The sequence below is a fragment of the Streptomonospora litoralis genome (assembly GCF_004323735.1).
Classification (GTDB): domain Bacteria; phylum Actinomycetota; class Actinomycetes; order Streptosporangiales; family Streptosporangiaceae; genus Streptomonospora; species Streptomonospora litoralis.
In genome coordinates this window covers 1,919,149-1,940,282 of record NZ_CP036455.1, presented here as the reverse complement: position 1 = coordinate 1,940,282, position 21,134 = coordinate 1,919,149, and the positions used below count along the sequence as shown (strand labels likewise).

The following is a 21,134-nucleotide window of genomic DNA, read 5'->3' as shown; positions in this document are numbered from 1 at the left end:
CGCGGGCGCCGCCGTCGTGTCCCACCGGCCTGCGCCGGCCTCCTCGCCTGCGGTGCCGACGGCCACCCGCAGAACCCGCGGCAAGCGGGGCAGGGCGCGGCCGCGCACCGCCGCACCATGCACCCTAGGCATCGGTACCGACGCGTTCGCGCCACGACACCCGCCTACTCTCCGGTGTTCCCGGCGATGCGGAACAAACCGGACGGCATGTGCTGTTGCCGCGGATGCGAGGGGGCGCGCCGACGCGCCCCCGCCCGGCATGCGCCGGGTGCCTCCGCCGCCGCTATGAAAGGCCGACGCCCGTGTCCGTCCCGATCTCCCTGCTCGATCTGGCGCACATCTCCGAGGGCATGACCGCCCGCGACAGTCTCGACGCCAGCCTGGCCCTGGCCAAGAGCGCCGACGGGCTGGGATACCGGCGGATCTGGTACGCCGAGCACCACAACATGTCCACCATCGCCTCGTCGGCCACCAGCGTGCTCATCGCCCACATCGCGGCACACACCGAGCGGATCAGGCTTGGCGCGGGCGGCGTCATGCTGCCCAACCACGCGCCGCTGACCATCGCCGAGCAGTTCGGCACCCTCGCCACGCTGCACCCCGGCCGGATCGACCTCGGCCTGGGCCGCGCCCCCGGCAGCGACCAGAACACGATGCGGGCGCTGCGCCGCGACCCCTCCGCCGCCGACACCTTCCCGCAGGACGTGGTGGAACTGCAGGGCTACCTGACCGGCGAGTCGCGCATCCCCGGCGTCGACGCCATCCCGGGCAAGGGCACCGACGTGCCGCTCTACATCCTCGGTTCGTCGCTGTTCGGCGCGAAGCTCGCGGCGGCGCTGGGCCTGCCCTACTCCTTCGCCTCGCACTTCGCCCCGGCCGCGCTGGAGGACGCCGTCGCCGCCTACCGCCGCGAGTTCACGCCTTCCGAGCGGCACAGCGAGCCCTACGTCATCGCCGGTGTCAACGCCACCGCCGCCGACACCTCCGAGCAGGCGGCCGAGGAGTCGCGCCTGGCCAAGCGGCGCATGGCCCAGCAGCTGCTCGGACGCGGGCGCACGCTGACCGCCGAGCAGGCCGACGCCGCGCTGGACTCACCCGCCGGGCGGCAGGTGATGCAGATGGCGACCTACTCGGCGGTGGGCGACCCGGCGGAGGTCGGGGAGTACCTGGAGTGGTTCGCCGGCCACGCACATGCCGACGAGCTGATCGTCGCGCCGCAGGCGGGCTCGCTCGACGGCCGGCTGCGCACGCTGGAACTCGTCGCCAAGGCCATGGACCTCCCGGCGGACTGAGCGCGCCGCGGCGGCGGTCACTCCGGCGGATGCCACTCGCCACTCGGCCGCGCGACGCACGGGCGGCGCCCGTGCGTCGCGCGGCCGCGCCTGTTGGCACCATGGGACCATGACCACCGCGACGCCCCGCCTGGAGATCGAGTACTGCACGCAGTGCCGCTGGCTGCTGCGCGGCGCTTGGACGGCGCAGGAGCTGCTGACCACCTTCCAGGACGAGCTGGGAGAGGTGGCGCTGATACCGGGTACCGGCGGAGTATTCGAGATCCGCCTCGACGGCGAACCGCTGTACTCGCGCGCGCAGCAGAAGGGTTTTCCCGAACTGGCCGAGCTCAAGCGGCTGGTGCGCGACCGGATCGCGCCACAGCGCAGCCTGGGGCACTCCGAACGGCGCAGCGACCGGGCATGACGGCCGCGCGGCGGCGGGCGGCGCAGGCCGCGGCGCCGCGTTCCGCCGGGTGTCATCGGCACCGCGGCGCGATCCGAAGTGCCGCGAAACGCCCGGTGTGTTTCAATCGCGGCAGCGCATGTCCGCGTCCGAGATCGGCTCCCTACCCCTGAAACGCTCGACCCGGAGTCCTCACGCGGCCCTGTGGCCGGGCCGCGACGGATGAGGCAACGGCCCGACCCGAGGGGCACCATGATCCGAAACACGGCCCGGCGGCTGTTCGCGGCTCTGATCCTGCTCTCCATCGCCTGGGTCCTGGGCGTGATCGTCGTCGGGGCGGGGGGACTGCTGAGCTACTTCACCCTGGAACTGCTGCCGCTGGGCTGCACGCGCGCGTTCGCGAGCTACCCGCCCGAGTACGACTGCGGCGACGCGGGGCTGCTGAGCGCCTTCGCCGCCTGGGGGCTGGTCGCGTCCTGGGTGACCGTCTCCGTCTGCCTGCTGGCCGCGTGGCGTACGGCGCTGCGTAGCGCACAGCCCCGTCACGACCGCGACGAATCCGGCGCCGGGGACTGAATCCCGGCAAAGGGGTGGCACTGGACGATGCGTGCGCGGCAGTGTGGTGTCCAGCGCACGCGCATGTGGCGAGCAGCAGCCCGCGGCGCGCCGCGCCACCCCCTATCCGCCGACCTGGACGGGGCCAGCCTCCCATGAAGCACTCCAGCGCCGAATTCGCACGCATCGCCGAGCAGGGCACCATCCTGCGGTGCCAGGTCGGGTCGGGCGTGCACGGCATCACCGTGGCCGACCAGGACGACCGCGACGAGATGGGCATCTGCGTGGAGCCGCCGGAGTACGTGATCGGCCTGGGCTCCTTCGAGCAGTACATCTACCGGACGCGGCCCGAAGGGGTGCGCTCGGGTCCCGGCGATCTCGACCTGACGGTCTACTCGCTGCGCAAATGGATGCGGCTGGCGCTCGACGGCAATCCGACGGTGCTGCTGCCGCTGTTCGTGCCCGAGCGGGAGATCACCGAGATCACCGACCTGGGCCGCGAACTGCGTGGCGCGGCCGGGCGCATACTCTCCCGCCGGGTGGGCCACCGCTTCCTGGGCTACCTGTGCGCCCAGCGCGACAGCCTGCTCGGCAGGCGCGGCGGACGCCACACCAACCGGCCCGAACTCGTGGAGCTGCACGGCTTCGACACGAAGTTCGCTTACCACATGGTCCGGCTGGGTGTGCAGGGCGTCGAGCTGCTGGAGACGGGGCGGCTGACGCTGCCGATGCCCGAGCCGTGGGCGACGTGGCTGCGCGAGCTGCGCCGGGGCGAGCACACCCGCCAGGAGGCCCTGGAGGCGGCCGCCGACCTGGAGGACCGGCTGACCGCGCTGCTGACCGCCGCCCATCTCGCGGAGGCACCGCAGAGCGCGTGGGCGGACACGTGGTTGGTGGACGCCTACCAGCGGCACTGGCGCTCGCGGGCGGCACTGGCTGCTGCCGGCCGCTGAGCGGGGTCGGCGCCTCCACCGGGCTCGCCCGCCGCCGGCGCCGCCCGCGCGGGCGCCGTGAGGACCCGCTCGCGGCGCCGCGACGGCAGGTGGCGGGAGCTATCGCAACCCCGCGCCGCTCGGTTGGCGCGGCGGGGTCTAGAGTCGCCGCATGGCGGGAACTAGAACACGTTTCAGGCGGTGGTCGCTGGTCGCGCTCTCCGTGGTGGCGGTCCTGGCGGTCGCCGTCGCGGGTACCGGTTTCTGGGCGGTGCAGAGAGCCTTCCCCGAAGTGGCGGGGGAGATCGAACTGCCCGCCCTGGAGGGCGAGGCGACCGTCTACCGCGACGCACACGGCATCCCGCAGATCTACGCCGACACGCCTGAAGACCTGTTCCGGGCCCAAGGCTTCGTCGACGCTCAGGACCGGTTCTGGCAGATGCACTTCAACCGGATGACCACGGCCGGGCGCCTGGCCGAGCTGTTCGGCGAGCAGCAGGTGGAGACCGACGTCTACCTGCGCACCATGGGCTGGCGGCGCGTCGCCGAGCGGGAGTACAAACTGCTGCAGCCCGACACCCGCGCCTACCTCGACGCCTACTCCGAAGGCGTCAACGCCTACCTCGACCGGCGCGACGGCGGTGAGCTCGGGCTGGAGTTCGCCGTGCTGGGGGTGCTCGCCCCCGACCACGAGGTGCAGAAGTGGACCCCCGTCGACAGCCTGGCCTGGCTCAAGGCGATGGCCTGGGACCTGCGCGGCAACATGCAGCACGAGACCGAGCGGGCCGCGCTGCTGGCGTCCGGCATCGAGCGCGAGCGCGTCGAGGAGCTCTACCCGCCCTACCCCGAAGAGGAGCACCCGCCCATCGTCGGCGGCGGCGAGATCCGCAACGGGCGGTTCCACGCCGACCTGGGCACTGGCACCGGAACCGACACGGGCGGCACCGGCGACGCGGCCCTGCCGCCGCAGCGGGCCGCCGAGATGCTGGCCGAGGTCGACGCCGGGCTGGAGCGGATCCCGCCGATGCTGGGGCCCGACTCCCCCGGCCTGGGCTCCAACTCCTGGGTGGTCTCCGGCGAGCACACCGAGTCCGGGTTGCCGCTGCTGGCCAACGACCCGCACCTGGGCGCGCAGATGCCGTCCGTGTGGCACCAGACCGGCCTGCACTGCACCGAGGTCACCGCCGAATGCCCCTTCGACGTGACCGGATTCGGATTCGCCGGGCTGCCCGGAGTGGTCATCGGCCACAACGCCGACATCGCGTGGGGATTCACCAACCTCGGACCCGACGTGGCCGACCTCTACCTGGAGCGCATCGAGGGCGGCGCGGCCATCGTCGACGGCGAACCCGAGCCGCTGACCACCCGCGAGGAGACCGTTTCCGTGGCGGGAGGCGAGGACGTCACCTTCACCGTCCGCTCCACGCGCCACGGCCCCCTGCTGTCGGATGCCCGCGCGGGACTCGAACTGCGCGAGATCGGCGCCCACCCGCCCGTCGGCACCGACGGCGAGCCCGCCGACCGGCCGGCCGAGGCGTCCGGCGACGGCTACGGCGTCGCGCTGAGCTGGACCGCGCTGGAACCCGGCACCACCGCCGACTCGATCTTCGAGCTGAACGCCGCCGACGACTTCGCGTCCTTCCGCGAGGCCGCACGCGCCTTCGAGGTACCGGCGCAGAACCTCGTCTACGCCGATACCGAGGGCAACATCGCCTACCAGGCGCCCGGCACGATCCCCGTCCGCGGCAAGGGGGACGGCCGTTGGCCCGCACCCGGGTGGGATTCCGACTACGACTGGCAGGGCACCGTCCCCTTCGACGAACTGCCCGTGGTGCAAAACCCCGAGTCCGGCTACATCGTGACCGCCAACCAGGCCGCCGTCGGCACCGACTACGCGCACCTGCTCACCCACGACTGGGCCTACGGCTACCGCTCCGCCCGCATCGGCACCCTGCTCGACGAGGCGGTGGAGCGGGGCGGGCTGACCACCGCCGACATGGCCGACATCCAGATGGACAACGAGAACAGCGGGGCCCGCGCCGTCGTGCCCCACCTGCTGGATGCCGACGTCTCGGGCACCGCCGCCCGGGCGCGGGACCTGCTGGCCGACTGGGACTTCCAGCAGGACGCCGACTCCGCGGCGGCCGCGTTCTACAACGCCGTGTGGGCCCACCTGCTCGACGTCGTCTTCGACGAACTCGGCCCCGACCACGCGATCGATGCCGGCTCGCGCTCCTGGCTAGTCGTGGACCGGCTGCTGGACGAGCCCGGATCCCCGTGGTGGGAGGGGGGCGCCGAAGGCGGCCGCGACGCCGTGCTCGCCGAGGCCATGCAGCGGGCCGCCGACGAGCTGACCGAGCGCCTCGGCGGCGACCCCGCCGAATGGCGCTGGGGCGACCTGCACACCCTGACCGTGACCCACCCCTCACTGGGGACATCGGGAATCGGCCCCGTCGAGTGGCTGTTCAACGGCACCCCCGTGGCCGCATCCGGTGGCGACAGCACCGTCAACGCCACCGGCTGGGAGCACACCGAGGGCTACGCCGTGACGACCGTGCCGTCCATGCGGATGGCGATCGACATGGGCGACCTGGACGCCGCCAGATGGATCGACCTCACCGGCCCCTCCGGCCACGCCTTCCACCCGCACCGCCAGGACCAGACGCCGCTGTGGGCGCGCGGCGAGACAGTGCCCATGCCGTTCACACGCGAGGCCGTCGAGGGCGGTGCCGAAGACGTGCTCACCCTGCGGCCCGCCGAGTGATGAGCCGCCGCGCCGCGGGCCACCCGCCTGCGGCGCGGCGTTGCCGCTGCGGGGCGTCTTCTTCGTTTACTCGGTCTCGAACTCCAGCGGCTCGTCCAGCGACATCATGTCCTCGACCTGTACCGTCTCGATCTGCGCGTCGGCGGGTACGTCGAACACGACCTCGCCGGACACGGAGTTGCCGGGGTTGATCTGCTCCAGGAACACGTCCTCCGACGCGAGCGTCACCTGACTGGAGTGCTCGTTGCCATCGGCGTCGAGCAGGATCACGTTGGAGGAGTCGAAGTAGTTCGCCTGGCTTCCGGTGTTCTCGACATCCAGACCGACGATCTTGAACACCCCCTGCGCCTGTTCGCGGAGGTACTCGTCTCCGTAGCTCTCCGCAGTGTCCACACCGTTCACCGTCACCTGCCAGTCGCCGACGGTGCCGGCCTCGCCCAGCGGAACGCGCTCCTGCCCAGTCGCTGGGGACTCGGACTCCCCCTCGGCCGCCGCAGGCGCCTCCGACTCCCCGGCAGGTGCACCTCCCCCTCCACCGGCTCCCGCAGTGAGCACCGCGGCGCACGCTACGCCGCCGACCATCACCGCCGCGGTCCCCCCGCAGCCCAGCCCGATCCACTTCCACGGGGAACTGCGCCTGGGCGGGGTGGGAGGTACGGGCGGCGGGTAACCCGGCTGCTGTCCGTACATGGCCGATCGCCTCCTCTTTCCCGACCGTTGCACGAATGAACCTTCATCGTCCCTCTGTGGCCGATCTCACCTGGGAAAACGCAAACCCATGGGCGAGCAAAAAGCGCAAGCGAGCGCTACACGGACAGCGACGACGAACGAGTCCCGGCAAGACCGGCCGGACGGCGTGCGGGCGGACAGGCGCGGGCGGCTACCGGCCGCCGGGCCCCGCGTGGGTTCCGGTCTCCCCGCCAAGGGTTCCGGGTACGCCGCGGACGCGGATGACACGGGTGTCCACCGCCTTGTCGTGGACAGACTGGCGGTACGGCTCGTCCCACAGCGGCCACAGCAGGTCCACCACGGTGCCGATGCCGGTCGCCGCGCCCAGCGCCAACGCCACGAGCTGCCTGCCCGCCGCTGGGCCCGGCGAAGGCGGGCGACCGGTGTCCAACCGGACCACCTTGATACCGAAGACCCGCTTGCCCGGGGTCTGGCCACTGCGCGCATGGGGCAGCCAGTGGTAGGCGAAAGACAAGAATCCAGCGAGGCAGAGCAGCACCGGCACGGACACCACCAGCCCGATCCCCACCGCGAGATCCTCTGCCGGAGCCGCCAGCCAGGCGAAGAGCAGGTAGGGACCGAAGAACACCGCCGTGAACAGCAGCGTCGACAGGAACCCGTCGAGGAGGTAGGCCCCCGCCCGCGCTCCGTAACCCGCCGGAGGCGGGAAGACCGGCGCCCAGGGGCCGGTTCCGAGCGGTCCATAGCCGTAACCGTAGCCGCCGGAGCCTCCACCGGGACCGCCGGGCGGCGGCGGGCCGCCCGCACCTCGGCCCGGGCCGGGCTGAGGCGGAAGTATCCGGGGCGCATGGGGATGGCTCATCGCGGCCTCGACGGGGAACAGGGATTCGGGTGCTCGCTGCGCGGGCCGTGCAGCGGCCGACCGTCCAGGTGCCGGGACACGGCGCGTGGCAACGCTCGCAGCGGTTCGTACTCAGCGCTTGCGGCGCCGGAAGCCCAGTGAACGGACGACGTGGGCGCCGGACGCCACGATCGCCACCACCGCCCACGGGTCGTGCCCGGGAAAGGTCGCCGCATCGTTGCCCGTGTAGCCCCAGACGATCCCGGCGGCGGCCAGCCCGACTACGGTACCCAGCCGGGTGTACCTGCTGTCGCGGATCGCGCGGAGGCGGTCCAGCCTGTCGCGGGCATTCTGGGCCTTGGCGTGGTCGAGCACACCGCCGGCGATCTGCTCGTCGTATTCGGGGCCGAGCTCACGGCTGGTGGCCAATGCGGCGGCGACGTGGGCCTGAAAGTCGGTGTCGCCCGATGTCCGCTCGGTTTGCTGCATGGGGGCCTCCCGGCGCGTTGAGACGTCCGCTGTTCGCTCGCGCTGACGCGGTACCGGGTTCGGCAGTGTAGCGGCCGAAAAGGCTCGTGGCGCGGCCTGGTCCCGATCCGCGGGGAACGGCTTCCGACCACGCGCACCGCGGATATCGCTGCGGCCTGGGCCGCCCTCCCCGTGCCCTGCACCGACGCACCGGGCGGGCGGCGCACGGCAGCGCCCGCTCGGTGTCAGTACCGGCCGCCGCCCGTTCCGCCGGGCCCGCTGTAGGGAGAAGGCCCGTGGAAGGCGGCCTCCTGCTCCGGGTAGGGACCGGCCGTCAACCCGCGCACCTTGACGACCCGCGTGCCCACGGCCTTGTCGTGCAGCGCCTGGCACAGGGGCCCGTCCCACAGTGGCCACAGCAGGTCCACCAGCAGGCCGATGCACGACAGCGAGGCCATCGCGAGGGCGACCAGCTGCCGCCCCGCCGACAAGCCCAGCGACGGCGGCTCGCCGGTCTTCATCCGGATCACCCTGATGCCCAGCACCAGCTTGCCCAGCGTCCGACCGCTGCGGGCGTGGGGGATCCAGTAGTAGGAGAAGGAGCAGAAGGCGGAGAGGAGGAAGGCCAGCGGGATGCAGGTCAGCACGATGTTCTCCCCGGTGGCGCTGTTGTTCGGATCCAGCAGCCAGATGAGCAGGAAGAGAGGCCCGTAGAGCGCGGCGGCAGCGATCGCCGCCGCCGGTACCAGGTCGATGAGGTAGGCGCCGGCGCGCGCCCCGAAGCTCGCCGGCGGCGGGGACAGGGGCGCCTCCGGCGCACCGGGCGGCCCATATCCCGCATACCCCGCGGGGGCTTGGTAACCGGGCGGGGGCGGCGGTGGGGCGCCGTAGACCGGTTGCGGATACGCGAGTGCGGGCGGGGCTTGGGGCGCAGGAACGCCGGGACCGTGGGCACCGGGTTCGTAGGCGCCCGGTCCGTACCGGGGCGGGTACGCATGGTGGCCGTAGGGGTCGCTCATAGGTGGGGGTCCTCGTCGACGGCATGGCCCTGAACCGGACCGGAACAGCGCGCGCCGGCCGGCGCTCCCGTGGCGAATGAGGCGGTTCGGCGCTCCGGAATTCTTGCACAAGATCAGCCGGATTCCGGTGGCGAGCAGCGAGGCCCGTACAGCACACGGCCGCCCCGGCACCGGTTCGGCGCCGGGGCGGCCGTGATTGCGCGGGGACGGTGCGGTCGGCCCCCGCCTCCCCCTTCGTGCCTTTACTCCTCGGGGTTGCGGCGCAGATTGAAGATCGCCGCCACCAGTCCGCCCCACACGATCACGATGGAGATGACCATCATCACGATGGCTCCGGTGGACATCACTGCCCCCTTCCACTGTCGTCGGCCGCGGCGGCGGTGACGTTGCTGTCGTCCTCGTCACCGGCGCGGCGCTTCCACGGGATGAGCGAGATGAGCACGGCGACGACGATGACGCCGACCGCGACTCCCCAGCCCGCCGCGTACAGGAACCATGTCGGGTAGCCGCCGTAGTTCTCCGCGAACTCGGCGCTGAGGCTGTCCCACATCATGAAGCCGAGCACGATCGGGGTGATCACGCCCAGCGCGACGGGCCACCACCCGCGCAGCGGAACCGAGGACACGGCGTCGGTGTGCTCACGCAGCGACCGCAGGCGCCGCAGGCCCCAGGCAACGACCACGACGATGACCAGGCCGGCGAGCGCGATGCCGTACTGGTTGATGAAGTGGTCGGCCGCATCCAGCAGGTAGAGGCCCTGGTCGGTCGGGAAGACCGCGATCGACACGACGGCGATGAGGCCGCCCACGATCAGCACGGCAGGCAGCCGGCTCATCCCGGTGCGGTCCCGCACCGAGGAGATGACCACTTCGACGATGCTCACCAGCGAGGTCAGGCCGGCGATCACCAGCGAGACGAAGAACAGCAGGCCGAACAGCCCCGGCGCGAACGGGATGTTGTTGATGATCTGCGGGAAGGCCACGAAGGCCAGACCCAGCCCGTCGGTGGCGACCTGGCTGATCGGCTCGTTCTCGACCCCTGCCATGAAGCCCAGCGTCGCGAAAACCCCGATGCCCGCGAGCAGCTCGAACGAGCCGTTGGCGAAGCCGGCGACCAGCGCCGAACCGGCCAGGTCGGACTTGCGGCGCAGGTAGGAGGCGTAGGTGATCATGATGCCGAAGCCCACCGACAGTGTGAAGAAGATCTGCCCGTAGGCGGCCACCCACACACTGCCGTCGGTGATCGACGACCAGTCGGGCTGGAAGAACGCGTTCAGGCCCGCCGCGGCCCCGTCCAGGAACAGCGCCTGGACCACCAGGATGAGGAAGAGCACCGCCAGCAGCGGGATGAAGATGCGGTTTGCCCACTCGATGCCGCGCCGCACGCCGAGGGCGAGCACCACCAGCACCACGATCCACACCCCGATCAGGGGCAGCGCGACGCCGGGGATGTAGGAGCCGATGGCGCCCGGCGCGTCGGCGACGTGCAGGAAATCCTCGTACAGGAAGGCTTCGGTCTGCTCGCCCCACGCCTGGGTCACCGAGAAGCCCGCGTAGCGGATACCCCAGGCGACGATGAGGGCGTAGTACACCGAGATCACGAAGCAGATCCCGACCTGCCACCAGCCCAGCGGCTCGGCCGGCCGGGCCAGGCGCCGGAACGCGGCCGGCGGCGAGGCGCGGAACCGGTGCCCGATCGCGTACTCGAGGATGAGCAGGGGGATGCCGGCAGTCAGCAGCGCGACGAGATAGGGAACCAGGAACGCGCCGCCGCCGTTGTCATAGGCGACGTAGGGGAAGCGCCAGATGTTCCCCAGGCCGACGGCCGAACCGATCGCCGCGAGCAGGAACCCGGCTCGGGTCCCCCACTGCTCGCGGTTCTGTTGTGACATCGCTAGTGCCTACCTTTCTTGCCGGGTTTCGACGGGCCGTCCATACGGCCGCTTCTCTTGTGGAGGGGGCGGCATGACCGACGCTGCGCCACCCTATAGCTCGGCGCGCCCACCAGCCTGAACGGGCCGGTACCCGCGCGGCGCCGAGTTAGGCGTAGGGTCACACATATCGCCGTGCGGCCTCCTGGTCCACGACCGCCCCGATGTCGTCGAGCCGGCGCATCGACGCGACCGCCCGAGCCATCCGGTGGTTGCCCGCCAACCGGTCGGCGTTGCGGTGCAGCCAGGCCCAGTACCCGGCGGTGAAAGGGCAGGCCGCCTCGCCCCGGCGCTCGCGCGGGTCGAAGCGGCACCGGTCGCAGTGGTCGCTCATCCGGCGGATGTAGGCGCCACCGGAGGCGTAGGGCTTGGTCGCGGCGATGCCGCCGTCGGCGTACTGGCTCATCCCGACCACGTTGGCGGGCATGACCCAGGGGAAGCCGTCGACGAAGGCGGTGGCGAACCAGGCGTTCAGCTCGTCGGGCCGGTAGCCGCGCTGCAGCGCGTGGTTACCCAGCACCATCAGGCGCTGGATGTGGTGGACCCAGCCGCGGTCGCGCACTCCGGCGAGGGCGGCGCTCAGGCAGGCCGCCTCCACCGCGTCGGGTTCGGGGTCGCGCCACCACTCCGGTAGCGGGGTGCGGGCGTCGAGGACGTTGCTGCGGGTGTAGTCGGGGCCGAGGTGCCAGTAGAGCTGCCAGATGTACTCGCGCCAGCCCAGCACCTGGCGGACGAAGCCCTCGACGGAGTTGAGCGGCGCCCGTCCCTCGGTGTACTCCCGCTCCGCCTTGCGGACCACGGTGAGCGGATCGAGCAGGCCCAGGTTCAACGGGACCGAGAGCAGGGCGTGCGACATCGCCCAGTCGTCGTGCAGCATCGCGTCCTGGTAGGGCCCGAAGTCGGGCAGGCGGCGCCCAAGGAACCGCCGCAGCGCGCGCTGCGCCTCGGCTCGGGTGGCGGCGAAGCGGCGCGGGCCGTCGCGTCCGACGGGGTCGATCGCACCTTGTGCGCTCATGCGGTCCAGGTCGCGGCGGACCCGGTCGTCGATCCCGTCCTCGACGGGGTTCCACGGCCCGGGCACGCCGAGGGTGCTGCGGTGGCGCGGCGGGGCGGCGCGGTTGTCGCGGTCGTAGTTCCACTCGCCGCCCTGCGGGGTGCCGTCGTCGGCCATCAGCACGTCGAAGCGTCGGCGCTGGGCGCGGTAGAAGTCCTCCATGCGCGGCGAGCGGCGGTCGCCGACCCAGCGCTCGAACTCGGCGCGCGACAGAGCGAAACCGGCGGTGGGCAGTACCGCGCAGACGAGTCCGTCCCGGTGGAGCTCGCGAACCAGGCGGGCGGCGGCGTGCGAGCCGGGCTCGTGGACGGCGACCGGCCGACCGAACCTGCGCAGTGCGGCGCGGTAGGTGTCGTCCTCGATGAGCGTGGCCCGCTCGCCCAGCTCAGCGGCCAGGTGCCGCATCGCCGACAGCACCAGGTGCAGTTTCTGGCGATGGTAGCGGTGGCGGGCGAGCGCGCGGCGCGAGACCACCAGCAGCACTTCGCGGTCGCGTAGTCCGCGCGCGCTGTGGAAGTGCGGCCCCAGCTGGTCGCCGAAGAGCCACAGCGGTGCCCGGTCGTTCGCGGCTGCCACACCCGGCGCTTACCCCGGAGGGTTTCGCGTCAATCCTGGTCGGCGGGTGTCCGCACCGTCGAGGGCCCTGCGCAGGGCGCTGGAAAGCGGGGCCCGCCCGAAGGCGGACCCCGCCGGAGGGGCCGCTCCCTGGGGGCGCGGAGCGGACCCGGGTGAAAGGGTCAGATGTTTCCGGTTCCGGCTCCGCCGCTGACGATGCCGGGCACGTCCTGGGCGGAGTCGAGGTCGTAGGAGTAGGGCACCTCGGCGACGCCGCCGGAGCTCTCGGGCTCGCCGGAGTTGTCGAAGACGTTGCCGTTCAGCTCGACCCGGCCGTCGCTGGAGGAGCCGTAGCCCTCCAGCGTCGGGTGGGCGACGTCCTGGAAGTAGTTGCCTTCGACCAGCACGCCCGCGCCCTGTGTGGAGGCCACACCGGTGTCGACGCCGTCGTAGTAGTTGTTGTAGACGTGCACCGGCTCGCCGAAGCGCACCCGCGGGTGGCGGCTGTAGGTGCCGTCGAAGTGGTTGTGGTGGTAGCTCACCCGCAGGTGGCCCTCGTCCTCGGTGTGGTCGTCGGAGTGGCCCAGCAGCATCACGTGGTCGTGGTCCTGAGCGTAGTTCCAGGAGACGGTGATGAAGTCGGACTCGCGCTTGATGTCCACGGCGCCGTCCGAGCCCGTGCCGAAGCTGTTGTGGTCGATCCAGACGTTGGTCGTGCTCTCCTGGACGTTGATCGCGTCGTCGTCCCAGTCGTCGAAGTTGATGTTGCGGATGACGACGTTGCTGACACCGTTCAGGTCGAACCCTCCGCCGGTGACCGTGGCGTCGGAGCCGACGCCGATCAGCGTCTTGTCGGAGGCCACGTCGTTCATTCCGGAGAGGTCGACGCTGCCGTCCAGGCGGACGACGGTGGGTCCGCTGCTCTGCAGCGCGTCGAGCAGGGCGCCGGAGCTGCTGACGGTCACGGTTTCGCCCCCGGCGCCGCCGGTGGTGCCGCCGTTCCGGGTCGCCCAGCCTTCCAGCTCGGCGGAGGGCTGCGGGTCGGATCCGCCGTCGTCGTTCCCGTCACCGTCACCGTTGCCGCCGTCGTCGCCGCCGGTGTCGCCGCCGCCGGTGTCGTCGACGTTGCCGGGGCCGGCTCCGGAGGTGACGATGCCGGGCACGTCCTGGGCGGAGTCGAGGTCGTAGGAGTAGGGCACCTCGGCCACGCTGCCGGCCGTCTCGGGGTCACCGGAGTTGTCGAAGACGTTGTCGCGGACGACCAGGCGGCCGTCGTCGGAGTCGGCGTATCCCACGTGGGTGGGGTTGTCGACGTTCTCGAAGTAGTTGCCCTCGACCAGTACACCGGCGCCCATGGTCGAGGCCACGCCGTACTCGGCGTTGTCACGGTAGTAGTTGTTGTAGACGTGCACGGTCTCGCCGAAGCGCACGCGCGGGTGGCGGCTACCGGAGCCGTCGAAGAAGTTGTGGTGGTAGCTCACCCGCAGGTGGCCCTCGTCCTCGGTGTGGCCGTCGGAGTGGCCCAGCAGCATGGACTTGCCGTGGTCGTAGACGTGGTTCCACGAGACGGTGATGTAGTCGGACTCGCGCTTGATGTCCACGGCGCCGTCGGAGCCACCGGTGAAGCTGTTGTGGTCGATCCAGACGTTGGTGGAGCCCTCCTGGACGTTGATGGCGTCGTCGCCCCAGTCGGAGAAAGCGATGTTGCGCACGATGACGTTGTGGGCCTCGTCGATGTCGAGCCCGCCGCCGGTGATCTCGGCGTCGGAGCCGACGCCGATCAGCGTCTTGTCCGAGACGATGTCGTTCATTCCGTCGAGGTCGACGCTGCCGTCCAGGCGCACGACGGTCGGTCCGCTGCTCTGCAGGGCCTCGGTGAGGGCGTCGGCGCTGCTGACGGTCACCGTCTCGCCGCCGGCGCCTCCGGTGGTGCCGCCGTTCTGCGACGCCCAGCCCTCCGGCGAGCCGGACGGCTGGGGCTGCTGGTCGCCGTCGTCGCCGTTGCCGTCGTCGCCGCCACCGTTGCCGTCGTCGCCGCCGTCACCGTCGTCGCCGCCACCGCCGTCGGTACTGCCGTCGCAGACGGTGCCGTTGAGGGTGAAGCTCTCCGGCGCGGGGTTGTCGCCGGAGTGGGTGGCCTGGAAGCCGAACGACGCCGTCCCGTCGGTGGGGATTCCGGCGTTGTAGGAGACGTTCTCGGCGGTGGCCGTGGAGCCGGACTGGCTGGTCTCGGCGTTCCAGGCCCCGGTGATCTCCTGGCTCCCGGGGAAATCCCATTCCAGGGTCCAGCCGTCGATGGCGTCGCCGAGGTTCGTGATCTCGACGCCGGCGGTGAAACCGCTGTTCCACTCGTTGACGGTGTAGTCGACTTCGCAGCCTTCGGCCGCTGCGGCGGGAGTGGACACGCTGAGCACGCCCGCTCCTAGAACCAGTGCGCAGCCCGCGGCCGATGCGCGGGCGAACCGCCGGAGCAATGCTCGGCGGGCAGGGGGATGTGACATGGGGGAATTACCTCCTCGAATCTCCACCGCCGCGACGGTGGGCCTCCTAGTCGGCCCGCCAAGGGGCATCGCGGCAGCGTACGCGGCCGCCCGCGGACACACGGAAATCCGCGGGCGGCGAAACGCGGCGAATGCGAAAGGAGGCGCGGGGGGCACACCGGGAGCACCCCGAACCGAACTTCCTTTCCACTCCGCCGACACCCGTTCAACCACTCCCGGAAAATCCGGAAAGCGCTTTCCATGTGTACAAAATGTTACGCATCGCACCTGGCGGTGTCAATCCTTGCAATCACCGTTCGACGATATTCGACTACCCGCAGAACCCGGCGGCTTTCTGACCTGCGCGCATAATCCACGTTGCCGACCACCAGCCGGCCATCGCCGCGGCGCGTCGGAGAAAAACCGTTGGCTAACGCCCCGCGGGAGCCGCCAGTAGCGCACCCACGGCGCACTCGGCGGCCGTCGCCGACATCGGCAGCACCGGCGTCGTCGCGCCGAGGGCGAGTTCGCGGCGCAGGCTCGACGGCCCGTCGAGGAATTCCAGCACGTCGGGCAGCGCGTTGCGGGCGAACAGCCGAGTGAAGAACGCGGACCCGTCCACTCGGCCGGAGTCCAGCGCCCGCAGCAGCACGGCGTCCATGGCCAGGTGCCGACGCCGGTGCGGAACCGGTGGGACGGGAGTGCGGCCCCGCGCCAGGGCGGCGGCGACCGCGGCCGTCTGGCGCTGGATTCCGGCGAAGGTGTAGCCGGTGGAGGGGCGGGTGGCGCCGCCCGCGGCTCCGATCCGGAACACCCGGCGCCCCGCGCGCGTGCTGATGCGCGCGTCGGTCATGGGAATCGCCCCCTGCTCGGCGGCGGTCACCTCGAAGTCGGCCAGGCCCAGCAGCCGACCGGTGTAGTCGTGCAACGCGGCCTCGTAGGCGGCCTCGTCGAGGGCCTCGCGGGTGAACTCGGTGTACTCGACCAGGGCGGTGCGCGCCGACAGCGGCAGGATGTAGCCGAAGGAGACCCCGCCGGGCGGCTGCGGGGTGCGCAGGTCCATCAGCACCGCGCCGGCCGGGTCGAAGGCGTCGCGGGGTGTGCGCAGGAACCAGCCGCGGAAGTGCTGAAGCAGGGCGGTCCGTGCCGGCGGCAGCGGGCGCGGTCGGGAGTCGAACACCCAGCGGGCGCCGATCTCCACCGCCTCGCCGCCGGCGTCCACGCCCCGCACGGCGGCCCGGTCGTCGCCGTCGGCGATCTCCTCGACACGCGCCCCGTAGCCGACGACGCCGTCCGCGGTCGCCGCGCGCACGTGCTCCTCGAAGTCGGCCGAGCGCAGCATCTTGTACCGGAACGGGGCAGCGGAGGAGCCGTGCTCGGCCCCGTCGGCGCCGAGCACGCGCAGCCGGTCCCACGAGGCGGCGAGCAGCGCGTCCCACCGGCCGGCACCCCGTTCCCAGTAGCACCAGGTACGCTCTGGCGGGCGCAGCGGGCCGGGCGGCGCGTCGACCAGCGCGACCGACAGCCGGGGACCGCCGGATCGGTTCGCGGCGGCCAGCCGGTGGGTAAGAGACAGCCCAGCCGCGCCCCCTCCGACCACGGCGATGTCGAATCGGCGCATGGGCGACAGCATGGCATGCGCGGGGAGCGCGGTTCCACGCAGCCACGACAGGGGAGCCATGGACGGTTCGCTCAGGGCCATGAAATCCGGGCCGGTGACCGAGGAGTTCGACCGGGCCGCTGCCGACTACGACCGCATGGTGGGTGCCAATCCCGGCTACCACAGCCACCTGGAGATCTCGGCGCGGCGGCTGGCCGCCGGTCTCGCCGACGGCGGCGCGGGGCTGCGGGTGGTCGATCTCGGCTGCGGCACCGGCGCCTCCACTCGGGCCCTCGCCCGGGTGCTGCCCCGGGCCGAGATCGTCGGCGTCGACGCCTCGTCGGGGATGCTCGCGGTGGCGCGGCGCAAGACCTGGCACGAGAAGGTGCGCTTCGTGCACGCCCGCGCCGAGGACGTCTCCGCCGACGACGTGGGCGGACGGGCCGACGCCGTCTTCGCGGGTTACCTGCTGCGCAACTGCCCCGACACCGACGCCGCACTGGCGGCACTGGGCGCGCTCGCGCGACCGGGGGCGCCGATCGCGCTGCACGAGTACTCGGTGGCCGACTCGGCCGCGGCTCGCACGGTGTGGACGCTGGTGTGCTGGGGCGTGGTCATCCCGCTGGCGCTGATCTGGACGCGCCGCACCCGACTGTACCGCTATCTGTGGCGCAGCGTGCTGCAGTTCGACGGCGCCGCGGCGCTGCGGGAGCGCATGCGCGCGGCGGGGTTGGTGGAAGTCGCCACGCAGCCGCTGCCGGGGTGGCAGCGCGGCATCGTGCACACCTTCACCGCCCGCCGGGCCCGCGAGGCGCGGTCCACCGAGCGGGACGGCGGTTGAGGGCGCCCGGGCGCGACCGGCGCGCTGCGGCCGTGCCTCCGCAGGCGCCCGCCGGCGCGCTGCCCGACCCCGCGCCGCGGGTGGCGGTGATCGGCGGCGGCATCGCGGGCCTGGCGGCCGCCACCGCTCTAGCGGAGCGGGGCGTGGCCGCCACCGTGCTGGAGCGCGAAGCAGGGCTGGGCGGGCGGCTGCGCGGCTGGCCGATCCGGCTGCGCGACGGCTCGGCGGCCACCATGACACGCGGTTTCCACGCGTTCTTCCGGCAGTACTACAACCTGCGGGCGCTGCTCTCCCGCGCGGATCCGGAGCTGGAGGCCCTCACCCCGCTCGCGGACTACCCGCTGGTGCACGCCGGCGGCGCCCGCGACGGCTTCGCCGGGCTGCCGCGCACGCCGCCGTGGAACGCGCTCGCGCTGGCGGCGCGCAGCCGCAGCTTCCCCGCCCGCGAGCTGGCCGGTGTCAACATCGCCGCAGCCCTGCAGCTGCTGGACGTGGACGTCCCCGGCGTCTACGCCCGCCTGGACCACCTGGAGGCGCCCGAGCTGCTGGAGGCGATCCGCTTCCCGGCGAGCGCGCGCCATCTGGCGTTCGAGGTGTTCTCCCGGAGCTTCTTCGCCGACCCGCGCCGGCTCTCGGCGGCCGAACTCGCGGTCATGTTCCACATCTACTTTCTGGGGTCGAGCGAGGGACTGGTCTTCGACGTACCCCGCTCGCCGTTCCCGCAGGCGCTGTGGCACCCGCTGGCCGCGCGGCTGGAGTCGCTGGGCGCCCGCGTGCACACTTCGGCGCCGGTGGAGGCGGTGGCCAGCGGGCACACGCGCCGGTTCGCGGTGGCGTGCGCCGGCGCCCCGGCCGCGGAGTTCGACGCGGTCGTACTGGCCGCGGACGTCCCGGGACTGCGCGGGCTCACCGAGCGCTGGGAGGCCCCGGCCGACGCCGCGTGGCTCGCCGGGTTGGGGCGCCTGCCGTCGGCGCCGCCGTTCCTGGTCTCGCGGCTGTGGCTGGACCGGCCGGTGGATGCGTCGCGGCCGGGCTTTCTGGGTACCGCCGGTTATCCGACGCTGGACAACGTCAGCGTGCTGGAGCGCTTCGAGGACGAGGCGGCCGGCTGGGCCCGCCGCACCGGCGGCTCGGTGGTGGAGCTGCACGCCTACGCCCTGCCCGAGGGCTGCGAGGCGCGGAGGGAGCACGAGCGCCTGCTCGCCCAGCTGCACCGGGTCTACCCGGAGACGGCGGAGGCGGGCGTGGTCGACGAACGCCGCGAGCTGCACGCCGACTGCCCGCTGTTCCCTCCCGGCGGCCACGCCGCGCGCGCCGGCGTCCGCACCCCCGACCCGGACGTCGTGGTGGCGGGCGACCACGTGCGCGTCGACCTCCCGGTGGCCCTCATGGAACGCGCGGCCACCAGCGGCGTACTAGCGGCCAATGCTCTGCTCACACACTGGGGCCTGCCCGGCCACACGGTGTGGAGCGTGCCGCGGCAGGGACGCGGCTCCGCCGCCCGGGCCCTGGCCCGCTGGGCTCGCGGGGCTCCTCCCCGTTGACCGTGCGGCGTGTCGCGCGGTGGCCGGGGGGGAGGCGGCTCGGGCGGGGGGCTCGGGCGGGGCGGCCTTGCGGTCTGCCGGGTGGCAGGTGGTCTTGACGGAAAAGCGGCGGCAACGGTGGCGGATGGCCGGGCCTGCGGTCACCGGGTCGGGTGCCCGCCGGTGGCCCACCCGACGAGGCGGCAAGGGCACCGCGGGGTGGCGCCTGCGCCCATCGGTTCGGGTGCTCGCCGCTGACCCACCCAACGAGGGCGGCGACGACGGTCCGGGCCCGGGTGGTCGGGGCGGTGGTCACCGGCCCCGGCCGCGGGTGGTCGAGCCCCGGGGCCGCCGCCCGGTTGTCGGCGCGGGCCTGATGTGGGGCAGCCGGCGGCCATGGAGACGCACCGAGGGCCACGAGATGCACGTAGGTGCCGCGGCATCCGCCTCGGCGCCGCCCCGCGGTGCCGTCCTCGCACCGTCGTTCCGCGATACGAAAAAGCATAGGGTGCTTTGTCCACCAATGCCCGAGTTCCCGATGGGTCCGCCTCCGCGTCGCGGCGGAGGTGGCGCACGAGGTGCGCCGAATGGCGCGAAAAGCGCCCCCGGCGTCGACTTTTCGTGCGCCTCGTGGCCGCTGCGTCCGCCGAGGCCGCCCGCAAAACGGGCATAGACCCCCAAAAGTCCACCCCATCGGGCGGTGGAGTGCCCGTCGGCGGCGCCCGGGCGCCACGAGCGACGTGTCGTCGCCCCCGGGCCCCGATCCGGCGCATGCCGGTCCATCCGGCGATGATCGCGAACTTATGGCCGCGGAATACGCTTTCCTGCGACCATAAGTTCGCGATAGACGGGTCAAGCGGGACCGGTGCCGCCCAACGCAGGGTTTTAACCAGACAGCGGCCGGAATTTGGAAAAAACCACGCGTTCGATGCACCGATCGGCCCGCGGCGACCGAACGCCGCCCCCGCCGGCCGCCGCCACCGGCGGGCACCGGATGCGTCGGCCGCCGGCCGGACCCGGCGCCGCCCTCGGTGCCCGCCGTTCCCCGTCAGACCACCCGCACCCCGGCAGGCCAACAAGGCCGCACAGCAAACCCGAGCCGCCCCCACCCGCGGGTCACGGCGGAACGAACGTGCGGACACCCGCCCCGGGCTCACCGCCACGAATACCGCTATCCGGGCCAGCGCCCCGTTGTGCGCAGCAGGTAGCGGCGCTCCGCGTAGGCGAGGTCGTCGCGCCAGAGGCGGCGGGCCGCGGCGCGCATGAGGGGGCGGACGAAGGGCGCCGCGCGCCGGGCCAGGGCGAAGCCGGGGCGGTCGGAGGCGGCCACGGTCGCCTCGATGACCGCGGTGCGCGGGACTCCGTCCCGCACACCCAGCGGGCTGGCGTGGGTCTCCACCACGCTGCCCCGCCCTTCGCCCTCGATGATGCGCATGACGACCGTGCGCGGCTCGGGGCACTCGAACTCGGTGCGTACCGGCACCCCCCAGCGGCCGGCCACTCTGAAGGCGACCTCGACGACGATGCGGTCGGGGTCGGGGTCGGCGCCCGACGGCGTCTCGGTGACCCGCAGGCCCACGAACGAGTACGGGTGGAACCAGGAGCCGTGCCAGGGGTCGAGCCGGTTGGCGACGACGTCCTCGGGGGTGCAGCGGCCCGCGAGGCTCTCGACGGCGGTGACGGCCGAAACGTGCGGCGGGCGTGCGGGCACAACCGGCCCGGGCAGCGGCTCCTCGCCTCCCGCGGCGTCCAACCGCACCCAGGCGAGCACCCCGTCGTCGTAGGCGGGGAACGGCTCCCAACCGGGGAACCCGCCGCCGTCCAGGGAGAGTCCGTGCCAGCGGCAGACGAGCCTGCCCTCGGCCACAGCGCCCCGGCACAGCGGAGCCCCCAGATGCGGGCAGGCCCCGGGCGCGGCGTGCAGGGTGCCGTCGGAGCCGCGCCAGGCCACGATCTCGGTGCCTGCGACGACGCGGCCGAAGGGGCGGTCGGCGCGGATCTCGCCGCTGGCCGCCAGCACGAACCAGTTCCCCGAGGGGCGGGCGAGGGCGCGTTTCAGCGCGGCGTCGATGACGCCGGGGGCGGCGGCGCGCCAGGTGGGCTCTTGGCGAGTCCAGGTGGAGGCCGGCAGGCGGCGCAGCGGGAGTCGGCGGGGAGCGGGGTCGAGTTCCATCGGACGGGTTCCTTCGCTGGACGGTGTGCTGG

At 72.7% G+C, this 21,134-nt stretch carries 17 protein-coding genes; 7 read left to right on the top strand and 10 right to left on the bottom strand.

All coding sequences use genetic code 11. From position 1 onward, the window contains the following. Positions 1–302 precede the first annotated feature (302 nt). From EKD16_RS08345 to EKD16_RS08325, 5 genes are all read left to right on the top strand, one after another. Positions 303–1,292: an LLM class flavin-dependent oxidoreductase gene (locus EKD16_RS08345; protein WP_131097863.1), complete on the top strand. Its 990-nt coding sequence runs from the start codon at positions 303–305 to the stop codon at positions 1,290–1,292. A 109-nt stretch (positions 1,293–1,401) separates the two neighbouring features. Continuing rightward, positions 1,402–1,698: a SelT/SelW/SelH family protein gene (locus tag EKD16_RS08340; protein WP_131097862.1), complete on the top strand. Its 297-nt coding sequence runs from the start codon at positions 1,402–1,404 to the stop codon at positions 1,696–1,698. Positions 1,699–1,929: 231 nt separating this feature from the next. After that, entirely contained in the window at positions 1,930–2,253 is a 324-nt protein-coding gene (locus tag EKD16_RS08335; RefSeq protein WP_131097861.1) for a hypothetical protein, read from the top strand. A 134-nt stretch (positions 2,254–2,387) separates the two neighbouring features. Beyond that, positions 2,388–3,185, top strand: a complete 798-nt coding sequence (locus EKD16_RS08330; protein ID WP_131097860.1) for a nucleotidyltransferase domain-containing protein — start codon at positions 2,388–2,390, stop codon at positions 3,183–3,185. Positions 3,186–3,336: 151 nt separating this feature from the next. Then, a complete protein-coding gene (locus EKD16_RS08325) occupies positions 3,337–5,928 on the top strand; it encodes a penicillin acylase family protein (RefSeq protein ID WP_131097859.1) in 2,592 nt (863 codons plus the stop codon). Between the two features lie 66 nt (positions 5,929–5,994). Here EKD16_RS08325 and EKD16_RS08320 read toward each other — a convergent pair whose 3' ends face one another. The 9 genes from EKD16_RS08320 to EKD16_RS08280 form a co-directional block, all read right to left on the bottom strand. Further along, complete coding sequence (locus EKD16_RS08320; RefSeq protein WP_131097858.1) at positions 5,995–6,618, bottom strand: DUF4352 domain-containing protein; 624 nt, start codon at positions 6,616–6,618, stop codon at positions 5,995–5,997. A gap of 190 nt (positions 6,619–6,808) precedes the next feature. Continuing rightward, the gene (locus tag EKD16_RS08315; RefSeq protein ID WP_131097857.1) at positions 6,809–7,480 is read right to left on the bottom strand and encodes an RDD family protein; all 672 of its coding nucleotides are present in this window, start codon (positions 7,478–7,480) and stop codon (positions 6,809–6,811) included. A gap of 111 nt (positions 7,481–7,591) precedes the next feature. Further along, positions 7,592–7,948: a hypothetical protein gene (locus tag EKD16_RS08310; RefSeq protein ID WP_131097856.1), complete on the bottom strand. Its 357-nt coding sequence runs from the start codon at positions 7,946–7,948 to the stop codon at positions 7,592–7,594. 224 nt (positions 7,949–8,172) lie between these two features. Further along, on the bottom strand, positions 8,173–8,946 hold the full coding sequence (locus tag EKD16_RS08305; protein ID WP_131097855.1) for an RDD family protein: 774 nt from the start codon (positions 8,944–8,946) through the stop codon (positions 8,173–8,175). Positions 8,947–9,188: 242 nt separating this feature from the next. Further along, positions 9,189–9,290 carry a methionine/alanine import family NSS transporter small subunit gene (locus EKD16_RS08300; protein WP_131097854.1) on the bottom strand — a complete coding sequence of 34 codons (102 nt, stop codon included), beginning with the start codon at positions 9,288–9,290 and terminating at the stop codon, positions 9,189–9,191. Then, complete coding sequence (locus EKD16_RS08295; protein ID WP_131097853.1) at positions 9,290–10,837, bottom strand: sodium-dependent transporter; 1,548 nt, start codon at positions 10,835–10,837, stop codon at positions 9,290–9,292. The genes EKD16_RS08300 and EKD16_RS08295 overlap by 1 nt, the downstream gene beginning before the upstream one ends. A 160-nt stretch (positions 10,838–10,997) precedes the next feature. Continuing rightward, on the bottom strand, positions 10,998–12,506 hold the full coding sequence (locus tag EKD16_RS08290; RefSeq protein ID WP_131097852.1) for a cryptochrome/photolyase family protein: 1,509 nt from the start codon (positions 12,504–12,506) through the stop codon (positions 10,998–11,000). Between the two features lie 161 nt (positions 12,507–12,667). Next, positions 12,668–14,899 (bottom strand): pectate lyase family protein, encoded by a 2,232-nt coding sequence (locus EKD16_RS26030; RefSeq protein WP_242677292.1) that lies wholly within the window; start codon positions 14,897–14,899, stop codon positions 12,668–12,670. Positions 14,900–15,395: 496 nt separating this feature from the next. Further along, positions 15,396–16,586 (bottom strand): lycopene cyclase family protein, encoded by a 1,191-nt coding sequence (locus EKD16_RS08280; RefSeq protein WP_131097850.1) that lies wholly within the window; start codon positions 16,584–16,586, stop codon positions 15,396–15,398. Positions 16,587–16,644: 58 nt separating this feature from the next. On the opposite strand from EKD16_RS08280, the gene EKD16_RS08275 reads away from it, so the two are divergent. Then, the gene (locus tag EKD16_RS08275; RefSeq protein WP_131097849.1) at positions 16,645–17,406 is read left to right on the top strand and encodes a class I SAM-dependent methyltransferase; all 762 of its coding nucleotides are present in this window, start codon (positions 16,645–16,647) and stop codon (positions 17,404–17,406) included. After that, on the top strand, positions 17,403–18,950 hold the full coding sequence (locus EKD16_RS08270; RefSeq protein ID WP_131097848.1) for an FAD-dependent oxidoreductase: 1,548 nt from the start codon (positions 17,403–17,405) through the stop codon (positions 18,948–18,950). The genes EKD16_RS08275 and EKD16_RS08270 overlap by 4 nt, the downstream gene beginning before the upstream one ends. Positions 18,951–20,100: 1,150 nt before the next feature. Here the strand turns inward: EKD16_RS08270 and EKD16_RS08265 are convergent. Then, positions 20,101–21,102, bottom strand: coding sequence for a DUF5914 domain-containing protein (locus EKD16_RS08265; RefSeq protein ID WP_131097847.1), 1,002 nt, complete (start codon positions 21,100–21,102; stop codon positions 20,101–20,103). Between the last annotated feature and the right edge of the window lie 32 nt (positions 21,103–21,134).